Origin of the sequence: Pseudoalteromonas sp. PAST1, assembly GCF_021532515.1 — a bacterium.
Taxonomy (GTDB): domain Bacteria; phylum Pseudomonadota; class Gammaproteobacteria; order Enterobacterales; family Alteromonadaceae; genus Pseudoalteromonas; species Pseudoalteromonas simplex.
Genome location: NZ_JAKGBH010000027.1, coordinates 55452 through 68799 on the forward strand (window position 1 = coordinate 55452; position 13348 = coordinate 68799).

General features: G+C 41.8%; 9 protein-coding genes and 1 pseudogene. 8 read left to right on the forward strand and 2 right to left on the reverse strand.

Annotated features, from left to right (window positions below):
• Window positions 1-11: 11 nt before the first annotated feature.
• The 5 genes and pseudogenes from L1272_RS14185 to L1272_RS14205 all read left to right on the forward strand — a co-directional run bounded on the left by L1272_RS14185 (window position 12) and on the right by L1272_RS14205 (window position 7255).
• Window positions 12-2207, forward strand: a pseudogene (locus L1272_RS14185) (M4 family metallopeptidase).
• Between the two features lie 61 nt (window positions 2208-2268).
• Window positions 2269-4131, forward strand: coding sequence for a M28 family metallopeptidase (locus L1272_RS14190; RefSeq protein WP_235373718.1), 1863 nt, complete (start codon window positions 2269-2271; stop codon window positions 4129-4131).
• A 104-nt stretch (window positions 4132-4235) separates the two neighbouring features.
• A complete protein-coding gene (locus tag L1272_RS14195) occupies window positions 4236-6152 on the forward strand; it encodes an ATP-dependent DNA helicase (RefSeq protein WP_054552025.1) in 1917 nt (638 codons plus the stop codon).
• Between the two features lie 10 nt (window positions 6153-6162).
• Window positions 6163-6855 carry a tRNA (adenosine(37)-N6)-threonylcarbamoyltransferase complex dimerization subunit type 1 TsaB gene (gene tsaB, locus L1272_RS14200; RefSeq protein ID WP_235373719.1) on the forward strand — a complete coding sequence of 231 codons (693 nt, stop codon included), beginning with the start codon at window positions 6163-6165 and terminating at the stop codon, window positions 6853-6855.
• Between the two features lie 76 nt (window positions 6856-6931).
• Window positions 6932-7255, forward strand: a complete 324-nt coding sequence (locus L1272_RS14205; protein ID WP_054552027.1) for a hypothetical protein — start codon at window positions 6932-6934, stop codon at window positions 7253-7255.
• 102 nt (window positions 7256-7357) lie between these two features.
• On the opposite strand, the gene L1272_RS14210 is transcribed toward L1272_RS14205, so the two are convergent.
• Window positions 7358-8647, reverse strand: coding sequence for an alkaline phosphatase (locus L1272_RS14210; RefSeq protein WP_235373720.1), 1290 nt, complete (start codon window positions 8645-8647; stop codon window positions 7358-7360).
• 110 nt (window positions 8648-8757) lie between these two features.
• Here L1272_RS14210 and L1272_RS14215 point away from each other — a divergent pair, with 110 nt between their 5' ends.
• From L1272_RS14215 to rnd, 3 genes are all read left to right on the forward strand, one after another.
• On the forward strand, window positions 8758-9609 hold the full coding sequence (locus L1272_RS14215; RefSeq protein ID WP_054552029.1) for an alpha/beta fold hydrolase: 852 nt from the start codon (window positions 8758-8760) through the stop codon (window positions 9607-9609).
• A gap of 117 nt (window positions 9610-9726) precedes the next feature.
• Window positions 9727-11388: a long-chain-fatty-acid--CoA ligase FadD gene (fadD, locus tag L1272_RS14220; protein WP_054552030.1), complete on the forward strand. Its 1662-nt coding sequence runs from the start codon at window positions 9727-9729 to the stop codon at window positions 11386-11388.
• A 48-nt stretch (window positions 11389-11436) separates the two neighbouring features.
• Window positions 11437-12567 carry a ribonuclease D gene (gene rnd, locus L1272_RS14225; protein WP_187491026.1) on the forward strand — a complete coding sequence of 377 codons (1131 nt, stop codon included), beginning with the start codon at window positions 11437-11439 and terminating at the stop codon, window positions 12565-12567.
• Window positions 12568-12597: 30 nt separating this feature from the next.
• Here rnd and L1272_RS14230 read toward each other — a convergent pair whose 3' ends face one another.
• Window positions 12598-13044 carry a hypothetical protein gene (locus tag L1272_RS14230; RefSeq protein WP_054552032.1) on the reverse strand — a complete coding sequence of 149 codons (447 nt, stop codon included), beginning with the start codon at window positions 13042-13044 and terminating at the stop codon, window positions 12598-12600.
• Window positions 13045-13348 lie beyond the last annotated feature (304 nt).

Consider the following 13348-nt stretch of genomic DNA (forward strand, 5'->3'; position numbering starts at 1 on the left):
GGAGCGTAAACGTGAATTTATCTAAAATCACACTAGCAACTCTTGCTGCTTTTGCTTTGACTCAAGCAACAAGTGCAGTAGCTGCGAACAAGAAATACCTAAACGAACAAACAGGGATTAACCAAGCTTTGCAAACCAATGCATCATCTGTATTGAGTGCAAATCCAAATCAGTTAGTTGGTTTAGGTGCAGGGAATGATTTAGTTGTATTAAAAGAAATCAAAACCAGTAACGGCAACACCACGCGCCGTTATCAGCAGATGTATCAAGGTCTACCTGTCATCGGCGATACGGTTAGCCTTACATTTGATGGTAATGGCCAATTAAAGCGCGCACATGGTGCAGCGGTGTATGACATTGCCGCCGACATCGACTCAGTGTCTCCGGCACTTAACAAGAAAAAAGCAATGGCGAAGGGTCTTGCTAACTCACCCGCTGCAATTAAATCAGTTGGGTTAAAAAAGCATAATGAACAATCACGCTTAGCTATTTGGCTAGATGAAGACAGCGTTGCACACCTAGTGTATGAAGTATCTTATGTGACGTATGGCGATAACCCATCTCGTCCGTATCAAATTATTGATGCAAACAGCGGTGAAGTTTTATTTAGCTTCGATAACTTACAACATGCTAGTGCAACGGGCCCAGGCGGTAACTTAAAAACCGGCAAATACATTTACGGTACTGATTTTGATAGCCTAGATGTTACTCAGTCTGGCAGTACTTGTACGATGAATAACGCTAACGTAAGAACCATTAATTTAAATGGTGGTACAAGTGGTTCGTCAGCGTATTCGTTTACATGCCCAGAAAATACCTTTAAAGAAATAAACGGGGCATACTCGCCATTAAATGATGCACATTATTTTGGTAACGTTATTTTCAATATGTATAGCGACTGGTTAGGTACCGCGCCTTTAACCTTCCAGCTAAAAATGCGTGTTCATTATGGTAATAACTATGAAAATGCATTTTAGGATGGCAGTGCCATGACATTTGGTGATGGTCAAAATACGTTTTATCCACTGGTTAGCCTTGATGTATCGGCCCATGAAGTGAGCCATGGTTTTACCGAACAAAATTCAGGGCTTATTTATTCAGGTAAATCAGGTGGTTTGAACGAAGCTTTCTCTGATATGGCAGGTGAAGCAGCTGAGTTTTACATGAAAGGCTCAAATGACTGGTTAGTGGGTCAGGAAATCTTTAAAGGTAACGGTGCATTACGTTACATGAATAACCCTACCCAAGATGGCAGCTCGATTGACCATCAAAACAATTATTACTCTGGTATGGATGTTCATTACAGCTCAGGTGTATTCAACAAGGCATTTTATAACCTTGCAACAACACCAGGTTGGGATACGCAAAAGGCGTTCGTCGTGATGGCACGCGCTAATCAACTTTACTGGACAGCCAGCACAAACTGGGATTTAGCAGGTAACGGCGTGATGGATGCAGCGTGTGATTTAAATTACGAACCAGCAGATGTTCAAGCAGCGCTTGCGGCGGTTGGTGTGACTTCGAGCTTGAGTGCGGGTAGTAGCTGTGGAACAACTGAGCCACCTCCGGGCGGTGATGAAGAACTAACCAATGGTGTGCCACGTACAGGGATCAGTGGTGCTGCTAAAGATCAAATGTTCTTTACCCTTGAAGTGCCAGCAGACGCAACGAACTTGCAATTCAATACAACTGGTGGAAGTGGTGATGCAGACCTTTACGTTATGTATGGCGCAAAACCAACACTGAGCAACTTTGATTGTAAAAGCACTTCATCTAGCAGTACAGAAAGCTGCGCTATTAGTAACGTACAAGCAGGTACTTACTACGTAATGGTTGAAGCATGGAATCAAATTTCAGGTGTATCACTCACAGGTAGCTATGATTCGGGCAGCGGTGGTGGTGTAACGCCGATTAACCGCACTGAGTCTAACTTGAGTGTAGCAAGAAATGGCTGGACTCGTTTTACACAAGATCTAGATGCGGGTTATTCGTCACTGGATGTGACTATTTCTGGTGGCTCTGGTGATGCTGACTTGTATGTGAATTTTGGTTCGCAATCGACAACATCTAGCTATGACTGCCGTCCATATAAAAACGGCAATAGCGAAACCTGTACATTTACAAACCCTCAAGCGGGTACTTGGTATATCGACCTTCGCGGCTACAGCGCTGCAAGTGGTGTAACTCTCACCATTTCGGCTAACTAGCCAGGGAGCTTCGGCTCCCTTTTTTATTTTCATTAAAATACACATCATAAAAGGATTGATTATGACAACCCGCCTAACACAGTGCTTAGTAGGCTTTGCCACACTGTCACTGAGCCAACTAAGTTATGCAGCGCAAGACGAAACAATTTGGGTCACTATTGATGCCCTTGCTGCTGAGCACTTTCAACAAGATACCGTGAGTAAACGTAAACTAAACAGCAATTTTGCGATGCAAAAATCAGCTTTGAATCAAGTTAATTTTATGCGCGTTAACAAGCAGGATATCGCTGGTTTAAGTGAGTTTATGCACGATAACTATCATCGCTGCGGTGGTTTTGTAGCCCATGACTCATTAGCAGATGCAGAGCTCTATACTCAGCAATTAAATGCGGTTTCGCAGACTGCGATGAATGCGAGCCTAGTAAACTACAGTATTGATAATGCCGCGACAGTTAATGCGCTAATATCATCGATTGATAGTAGTGAACTGAGCGATACGGTTAATAGCATGATGAACTTTCATAACCGATATTATGCCGTGCAAAGTGGTGTTGATGCTGCTGATTGGTTAAAGAGCCATTGGCAGCAAATAGCTAGTAGCCGCAGTGATATCAGTGTTGAGTATTTTAACCATAGTTTTTCGCAATCATCAGTTATTGTGACCATTCCTGGTGCAGAAAAAGCAGATGAAATTGTCGTTATTGGTGGCCATTTAGACTCAATCAATCAGTCTAATCCAAGTAATGGCCGAGCTCCTGGTGCAGATGATAATGCCTCGGGTATTGCAGTGCTCACACAAACCTTAAAAGCAATAGTGGAAAATAACTACCAACCTCAGCGGACCATACAAATTATGGGGTTTGCCGCTGAAGAAGTAGGCCTAAGGGGCTCAAAAGATATTGCTCAAAGTTATAAAACACAGGGTAAGAATGTTGTAGGCATGGTACAGTTTGATATGACTGCCAATAACGGCAGTAGCACAGATATTGTGATGATGACAGATTACACAAACTCATCGCAAAATCAGTATTTATCGCAGTTGCTCGATGCTTACCAGCCCGCAGTGAGCTATGGCTTTGATCAATGTGGTTATGGCTGCTCAGATCATGCCTCTTGGTATCAACAAGGGTTTGCCGCCTCAATGCCATTTGAATCAACAATGAGTGACATTAACCCTTTGATCCACACATCAAATGATGCCCAATTTGATGCGGCTCACGCGAATAAGTTTGCAAAACTAGCTGTGAGTTATGTTGCTGAAATGGCAAAAAATGCCGGTGATGTAGTAACTGAGCCGACTAATCAGCTTGAAAATGGCGTAGCTAAAACAGGTTTGTCGGGCGCAGCAAAAGATCAGTTATTCTTTACACTTGATGTACCCGCAATGAGCAGTAACCTTGAGTTTGTAACTGAGGGGGGCTCCGGTGATGCCGATTTATACGTTAAATTTGGCAGTAAACCAACATTACAAGACTTTGATTGTAAAAGCACAACCTCTACAAGTAATGAAAGTTGTGTGATGTCGTCAGTTCAAACTGGCACGTATCATGTCATGGTTGAAGCGTGGAATGAGATTTCGAATGTGTCACTCACGGGAAGTTATAGCACCTCAAGTGGCGGCGACAACGTTGATCGAACTGAGACAAACGTGAGTGTCGCAACGGGTAGTTGGCAGCGCTTTACTCAACAAATACCGGCAGGCCTTAGTAATTTAACGGTGACGATTACTGGCGGTAGTGGCGATGCAGATTTGTATGTTAACTATGGCTCAGCGTCAACAAGTTCAAATTATCTATGTCGGCCGTACAAAAATGGTAACGAAGAAAGTTGTCAATTTGATAACCCACAAGGTGGAACTTGGTACATAGATTTACAGGGTTACCGAGCTGCATCGGGCGTGACATTAACGATTCAAGGACAATGATTTAAACGCAATCATACTTTTAACCATGAGGAAGCCTTGCTTCCTCATTTAGTCTTGCCCTTGGCAAGTCAGTTACGTAAAATCTGCCCATCACTTTTAATCTATTGGCGAAGTTTATCAAACAACTTTTCAGTGCCACTGGCCCCCTTGCACTTTCTCTTGATGGATATACTCCTCGGCAGCCACAAATTGACATGGCTGTTGCAGTTGATGATGCCTTAAAAAAACGTCACCAATTAGTGGTTGAGGCGGGCACAGGCACGGGTAAAACCTATGCTTACTTAGCGCCTGCGTTAAAATCAAAAGGCAAAACCATCATCTCAACGGGTTCAAAAGCACTACAAGAGCAGTTGTTTCACCGTGATTTACCCAACTTAGTCAAAGCACTGAGCGCCACTAAAAAAGTCGCCCTTTTAAAAGGACGTGCGAATTATTTGTGTACCTATCGTTTAAGTCAGCACGTTGCGCATGTGCCAACTGATGATCCAGATGTAATGCATCAACTTGCGATGGTGGCAAAGTTTGCAAGTGAAACCCGTTCGGGCGATTTGGCAGATTGTATTGGCATAGAAGAAGATGCCAAGGTACTGCCTTATGTTAGCTCAACGGCTGATAACTGTTTGGGTAAAGAGTGCCCCGATTTTCAAGATTGTTATATTCGCAAAGCCCGCTTAAATGCTATGGAAGCCGATGTGGTGGTGATCAACCATCATTTGTTTTTTGCTGATATGGCCGTGAAAGATACGGGGTTTGCTGAATTAATGCCCACGGCAGACGCCTATATTTTTGATGAGGCGCATCAGCTCAGTGAAATTGCCAGTGACTATTTTGGTGAAAGTGTTAGCACTAAAAAGCTGGTGGATTTAATTAATGACTTACGTGCAATTTACCGCGCTGATATCCCCGATATGCTGCAATTAGGCAAAACCCTCAACAAGTTAGAAACTAGCGTGGCAGATTTACGCTTGCAGTTTGGGCTTGATGGTAGCCGTGGTGATTGGCGTGAAAAGCTTGCTGATAAAGAGATTTGTGCAGCACTGCACCGGGTCATTAGCGACCTCGACTTTTTATACCAAGTATTAAAGTTATGCTTAGACCGTAGCGAAAAAATAGAGCATCCGTTTGAGCGCACACTGGCCTTTAAAGGTCAGTTAGAGCGGGTATTTGATACCGCACAAACGGGCTATAGTTATTGGTACGAAACCACTCGCCGATACCTAACGGTAAACATTACACCGCTTAATGTATCGGCTAAATTCGCTCAGATGATGAAAGACACAGGAGCAGGTTTTGTATTTACATCGGCGACTTTATCGGTCGATAACGACTTAGCGCACTTTAACGCTAGCCTTGGCTTAAAACCAACGCAAAGCATGATTGTTGAAAGTCCGTTTGATTATCAACAACAAGCACTACTTTGCTTACCGCGCTACTTACCTGAGTCACATGCGAATAATATGCCCCACGCAATTATCAAGCTGACCCTTGAGTTGATTAAATCAGCAAAAGGTCGCTGTTTTGTGCTGTTTACTAGTTATCGTATGATGCACTTAGTGGCTGAAGGTTTAACCACGCAGATGGATTATCCGGTTTATATGCAAGGGCAAATGTCTAAACGGATTATCCTTGAGAAGTTTACCCGTCACGGTAATGCCGTTTTACTCGGCACAGCCTCATTTTGGGAAGGCGTAGATGTTAGAGGCAGTACATTAAGTTGTGTTATCATTGATAAATTGCCGTTTGCCGCACCAGATGACCCATTGTTGCAAGCAAAAATGCAAGATTGCCAGTTACAAGGCAAAGACCCATTTGCGCATATTCAATTACCCCAAGCGGTCATTGCATTAAAGCAAGGGGTAGGGCGACTTATTCGCGATAGCAAAGATAAAGGTGTGTTGGTTATTTGTGATAACCGCCTAGTAACACGCCATTACGGCCAAGTATTTTTAAAAAGTTTGCCACCTATGCGCCGCACGCGCGATTTAGCAATGGCAAACGCGTTTTTAGAACAGATCAATTAGAGTAACTTAGATGATTAAACACAATATTCTTGCCTTAGATGCATCAACTGAAGCTTTATCGCTGGTGCTACATTATCAAGGGCAAACATTTCATCATTTTGAAGAGTGCCCACAGCAGCACAGCCAAAAGATTTTGCCTTTAATTGATGAGTTACTCGTAAAGGCGCAATGTAAACTAACCGACTTAGATGTGATTGGTTTTGGTCAAGGACCGGGTAGCTTTACGGGCGTGCGTATCAGTGTTGCGATTGCTCAAGGCTTAGCTTATGCAGCACGTTTACCTTTGGTTGGCGTATCAACATTACAGATGATGGCACAACAAGCGTTTGAGCAAGACCAAGCCAGCGATGTGTTTTCTGCTATTGATGCACGTATGGGTGAGATTTATTACGCTCATTATAAAGCTGATGATAATGGCCTGATGACGCTTGTTGATGAAGAGCAAGTCATTAAACCTGAGTTGCTAACGCTACCTGAAATGGCTGCAACAGCGGTGGGTACAGGTTGGCAGACCTATCCTGCACTTGTTACAGAACTTGCAAATGTAAGTTTAAATGAAGCTATTTTACTGCCTGATGCGAAGTACATGCTGGCCTCGGTTGCCACTGCCTATGCTCACGGTGATACAGTCACTGCAGCGAATGCACAGCCTAAATATGTTCGTGATACAGTGACTTGGAAAAAGCTACCTGGCCGAGAGTAACTGAAAGAATAACGGGACTTGCGTGCCCGTCAGTTATGGCACATAATTTAGTCATGTTTGATGTGGAATTACGAGTTTGACTTTACCTATTGGCTCAGGCTTTTATACCGGTGACATTCCCGGTCAATATAGCCGTAAAAATACCATTACTGATAAGCCTAAAGCGATATCAGACCAAACGGCTGAGCAAAAATCGTCAACAGAGTATGTTAAATCAAGTCCTCAAGCCGTTGCTATTGCCGATGAATTTAAAGCTGAGTCGCAAAGCTATCAGCAAACAATTTATGATAAACCAAGCAACCCAAAAACCAGTCGCGCAATTTCAACCTATACGGAATTTGCTAACTTAGAGCGCCGCGCCGAAGTGCAAAGCCTTATTGGCGTTGATGTATATGCATAGCTAACTGGTATGATTAATAAAAGCTAATACTGAATTCACAAAAAAGCCTAAACAAAATGTTTAGGCTTTTTTATGATTGAACAGTATTTCTAAGCAATAAAATTACTGCTTAATAAAATCTATCAGCTTGTCGGCAATCGCAGTATTGTTTTGCGAACCGTAGAAATCTTCTGCACGTTTACCATAGGCAAATACTTGTACATCAATAGCGGTGTGGCCACCAGTAGTCCACCCCGTGAAGCTGGCATGATTGATGATATCTTTTACAGCAAGTAGCAGTGCTTTATCGCCCATTTTCTTAGCTTCGTTTAGCTTGATGCTGTTTGCATCAGTAAATTCGATATCAGAATACTTTTGCCATACTGCTTTTAAGTCATCGTTTTCAAGTAGATCTTTTGTGATAGTGCCGGCAGTTGCTTTAACACCTTTAACAACGTCAGTTTCCCACTTATATTGACCATGCGCGCCCAGTGTTAAGCCACCTGTTGAGTGATCGGCAGTGATAACAAGTAGGGTATCTGGGTTTTTATCTACATACGCTTTTGCTTGTTCAATCGATTTAGCAAAGTCGTCCATTTCGCCCATTGCACATGCAATGTCGTTTGCATGACCACACCAGTCAATTTGGCTACCTTCGATCATTACAAAGAAACCTTTGTCGTTTTGACCATCAAGTAAATCAAGCGCTTTAGTCGTCATTTGCGTAAGGCGTGTTGGATTTTCGTCAAGGGCAAACGGTAAACCTACTTCAGCGAATAAACCAAGTGCAGGAACCTGTTTTAAGTCATTCATAGCTGTAAAGTCATCGCTGTACTGATAGCCAGCTGCTTTGAATTCTTCCACTAGATTACGGTCTTCTCGAACGTAATATTTCGTGCCGCCACCTAACATTAAATCAACCGGTAATTTACCCGCGATTTTGTTATCGATATAGTCGTTAGCAATCTCGTCGTAGTTACGGCGTGATTCGTTATGTGAAGCAAAGCTTGCTGGTGTAGCGTGGTTGATTTGCGAAGTAGCTACGAGTGCTGTTGTCATACCGCGCTCTTTGGCAACTTCAAGCATAGTTTTTACAGGTTTTTTATCAGTATCAACGGCAATTGCGCCATTATAACTTTTATGACCACTGCTTAGCGCTGTTGCACCTGCAGCGCTATCTGTTACATAGGTATGATCGTCAGGGTAGGTATGTGCCATACCACGCAAAATAGTATCGAAAACAGTTGGGTCAACAACTTTAGTATTTGGATCATCTTTAAAGTAACGATATGCAGTTGTGTACGCCGGGCCCATACCATCACCAATCATATAAATGATGTTTTTTGGTGCTGATTCAGCCATTACTGAGCCTGCTGAGCATAATAATGCTAAAAGACTTAATTTTAATTTCATTGATGTAACCTTATTATTGTGCCCTTATTTATACTGCGAGGATTATTGTATACTAGCCAGACGATAAATAAACGCCTTTAAGTTGAAACGCTTAATAAATAGGAGCAATTGTGCAACCTTTTTCTTTTCAAACTGGCACTCAGGCAATGCATGGCCTAACCTTTGGTCATGGCGAAGAGGTTGTGATTGCCTTACATGGTTGGCTTGATAACGCACATAGTTACATACCTATGTTACAAAATGCGCAGCTAAATCAGCGTTGGTATTGCCTTGATTTTCCTGGCCATGGTTTATCTGATTGGCGAAGTAGTGACGCCCATTATTACTTTATTGACTACATTGATGACGTCTATAAGTTTATTGAGTCGCTTGATGTAACGAAAGTGCATTTAGTTGGCCATTCTATGGGCGCCATGGTGGCTGGCGTTTTTGCGAGCTGCTTCCCTGAAAAGGTAGCATCGGTAAACTTTATTGAGGGAATTGGCTGCGTTACAACCAACAGCAATGAAGTGAGCGGCCAACTTCGTAAAGCAATATTAAACAGAGCGCGGGTAAACAGCAAAGGCCCTCGCGCATTTGACTCAAAAGCGCACATTATTAGTGCAAGGCTTGCAAGTGGTGACCTTGAATACCCACAAGCTGAGTTATTAATGACACGAAATAGCTACGAAAAAGCAGGCAAGTGGTACTTAACAACCGATCCAAAGCTTAAAAATCACTCAGGATTTCGCTTTGATGAAGCACAATGTATTGCAACCATTAAACAAATTAACGCGCCATGTCAGCTTATTTTAGGCGATGAGGGGTTTCCTTTTGTAAAGCAAAACTTAGAAGCATATGGTAAATATTACAAAGAGTTAAAAATTCATAAGATACCTGGTGGTCACCATTGCCATATGCAATTTCCTGCATTAACCTTAGAACACGTTCATGCATTTATTGGGCAGTATAAAGCAAGTTAATTGTATAATTTCACCAAATGTGGGATTATCTGCACCATTAGAGTATTTACTCCATTGAGAAACGGCCTTAGTTAGCTTAAGGTTATTAAAAAATATAATTATAAACAGGAGCTAAGAGTGGAAAAAATCTGGCTTAAACGCTACCCAGAAGGTATGCCTGAAACAATCGACCCTGAGCATTATCACTCGCTACTCGACTTGTTTGAAAAAAGTTTTGCTGACTTTAGTGACCTTCCAGCTTTTACCAACATGGGTAAAGAGTTGACCTATCGTGAGTTAGACAGTGCTACAAAACGTGTTGCGTCGTACATTCAAAATGATCTTGGTCTTAAAAAAGGCGATAAAGTAGCGGTTATGATGCCGAACTTACTACAAACGCCTGTGACTATCTTAGGTATTCTTCGTGCAGGCTGTGTAGTGGTGAATGTAAACCCACTTTATACCGTGCGTGAATTAGAGCATCAGTTAAATGACTCAGAGTCTTCAGCAATTTTTATTCTTGCAAACTTTGCCGATACTCTAGAGAAAGCATTACCAAAAACTAACGTCAAGCACATCGTGGTTACTCAAGTGGGTGACATGGTTGGCGGCCTTAAAAAGCACATCGTTAATTTTGTGGTGAAGCACGTTAAGAAAATGGTGCCTAGCTACTCATTGCCAAATGTGATCAAATTTGCAGATGCGCTTGCTGGTGATGAAGCGGGTTACAAAAAACCTGAAGTTGATTTAAACGACTTAGCATTTTTGCAATACACAGGCGGTACAACGGGTGTATCTAAAGGCGCAATGCTATCGCATGGCAACATGGTTGGTAACCTTGAGCAAGTATCAGGTTGTCTAGACAAAGTATTAGAGCGCGGAAAAGAAGTGGTTATCACAGCACTGCCGCTTTATCACATCTTTGCACTGACAGCGAACTGCCTAACATTTATGAAATACGGTGGTTTAAACGTACTTATCACAAACCCTCGTGATATGCCGGGCTTTGTTAAAGAGCTAGCACAGCACAAATTTACGGCGGTAACGGGTGTAAATACGCTATTTAACGGTTTACTAAATACCCCAGGTTTTGCTGAACTTGATTTCTCAAGCTTAAAAATGTCACTTGGTGGTGGTATGGCGGTACAGCGTCCAGTTGCTGAAAAATGGCAAGCTGTAACGAAGACCAAATTAATGGAAGGTTATGGCTTAACTGAATGTGCGCCACTTGTAACTGTTAGCCCTTACGACCTTGAAGGTTATAACGGTTCAATCGGTTTACCTGCTCCTAGCACTGATATTAAGCTTATGCTTGAAAATGGTGAAGAAGCTGCGAAAGGTGAGCCGGGCGAGCTTTGGGTTAAAGGCCCACAAGTTATGCAAGGTTATTATAACCGCCCAGATGCAACAGCAGAATGCTTAAAAGATGGCTGGTTTGCAACAGGTGACATTGCTACTTACGATGATGAAGGCTTCTTCTACATTGTTGATCGTAAGAAAGACATGATTATCGTATCTGGTTTCAACGTGTTCCCAAATGAGATCGAAGAAGTCGTCGCTATGCACGATGGCGTGCTTGAAGTAGCAGCTATCGGTATTCCTCACGAGGTCAGTGGCGAACAAGTTAAAGTTTTTGTTGTGAAAAAAGATCAATCTTTAACTGAAAAAGATATAATAAAGCACTGTCGTGATAATTTAACGAACTATAAGGTGCCTAAACTCGTTGAGTTTAGAGATGAACTACCAAAAACAAACGTTGGTAAGATTCTAAGAAGAGCCTTAAAGGACGAAGAAAAATAATTAAAGCCGGCATTAGCCGGCTTTTTTATGGTAAAGAAAGGGGTATAAGTGCAATATCAACTGATCGAAACGCAAAATCAATTAAATGATTTTGTAGAAAAAATTACAGGTAAACCGGTTCTGGCAATTGATACCGAGTTTATGCGTCGTCGTACGCTTTACCCTGAAGTTGCACTTATTCAAGTATACGATGGTGAGCATTTAGCGTTAATCGACCCTCTGGCTGAGCTGTCGCTTTTTGATTTTTGGCAAGTACTTAAAAACCCTGAGGTGTTAAAGGTACTACATTCACCGTCAGAAGATATTGAAGTGTTTCAAAAATACGCTGGCTTTGTACCAACACCACTGTTTGATACCCAGTTTGCACTACAAATACTAGGCCATGGTAACTGCATGGGCTTTGCGCACATGGTTAAAGAGTTACTTGATATCGAAATTGATAAAAGTGAATCGCGTACTAATTGGTTACAGCGCCCGCTCACTGAAAAGCAGCTAGATTATGCCGCTGCAGATACGTATCACTTATTGCCTTGTTTTGAAATTATTAAAAAACAAATTGATGAAGCTGGCTTTTTTGACATTGTTATCAGCGAAAGCGAGTTAGTCGCGCAAAAACGTGCTTACCAAACGCCCGCAGAGCAGCTCTACAAAGACATAAAAAATGCATGGCAATTACGACCGCACGACTTAGCGGTATTACGCGAGCTTGCTGCATGGCGCCGTGAAAAGGCTGAGCGCAAAAACCTCGCGCTTAACTTTGTGGTTAAAGAGCACAACATGGTTGAAATTGCTAAGCGCAAGCCTGCAAGTTTAAATGCGTTACGCAGAGTGCCAGGTGTTGAGCCAATGGAAGTTAACCGTTCGGGCGTTGAAATTTTAAAATGTATTGAACGTGGTAAAGCCGTTCCTGCAAGCGAACAACCTGCACAATTAAAACGATTAATTGATTTTCCGGCATATAAAAAAGCCGCGAAAGATATTAAACAAAAAATCACTAAAGCTGCAAAAGAGCGGGGCATTCCTGAAGATGTATTGGCCTCTAAAAAACAGATTAACCAGCTTATCAGCTGGAATTGGAAGCTCGATGCCGATGAGCGTAAAGCTGCATCAAAGCCAGATCTGTTTAACTCATGGCGCTATGAGTATGTGAAAGACGTACTTAAAGAGTGGCAAAACTAATAAAAGCCCTTTATTGCTATTTACTTATCATTATAGGCCCTGAAACTTGCTGCGTTTATGAGTTACCTGTAACCAATGCAGCAAGTTATAATCATACCGTTTTAATCTTTGTAGTTGTCTAGACGTTAAACTATAAAAAGGGGCAAAAATAAAAAACTTTTCACCTATAATAATTACACAATTAAACCCAAACTTAGAATATTGTTTAATCAACTTCGTTTTAGTTGCTTCTATATGCGCGTTGCCAAAAGGCGAGCTATAAAATACTCCGTGGCGACAGATTGTGAGTTCACTTTTACTACTAAGTATTAATAATGTTAGAACTAACGAAATTAACATGAATAGTATAAGAAGCGGCTCATATAAAAAGTGCTTCTGTGAAAGGGTTTTTAAAAGGTATACAAAAACAGCCTCAAGGGTAGCTAACATCAGCCATATGCTTTTTTCAGAAGTCTTTCTTAAATTCAATACTTTCATTCTCAGTCCTTGAGAGGCTTTTTTAATATAATACTTCGCAACTTAGATAAAACAATCTGCCGAAAAAATGAAAGTAAACGCTGTACTTAATATTTTATTATTAATTTTGTATTGTAATGCTTGTTTATCTTTTTGAATTGAAATGACTATTTAAAATAGAAAAACTGTATGGGTGTCCGCGAATTCAAGTCCGAAGTGCACCACTCGCTAAATTAGGCTGCTTTGCGTAATTCATCGAATATTACCGCTGGTTGCCTAAACCCTAGACATTTTCTCGGCCTCGCATTGAGCGCCTTTTCTATGT

Bases quoted from the DNA above. Each gene is read 5' to 3' on its own strand.
- L1272_RS14190 (WP_235373718.1), top strand. From the start codon at position 2,269: ATGACAACCCGCCTAACACAGTGCTTAGTAGGCTTTGCCACACTGTCA.
- tsaB (WP_235373719.1), top strand. From the start codon at position 6,163: ATGATTAAACACAATATTCTTGCCTTAGATGCATCAACTGAAGCTTTA.
- L1272_RS14210 (WP_235373720.1), bottom strand. From the start codon at position 8,647: ATGAAATTAAAATTAAGTCTTTTAGCATTATTATGCTCAGCAGGCTCA.
- L1272_RS14230 (WP_054552032.1), bottom strand. From the start codon at position 13,044: ATGAAAGTATTGAATTTAAGAAAGACTTCTGAAAAAAGCATATGGCTG.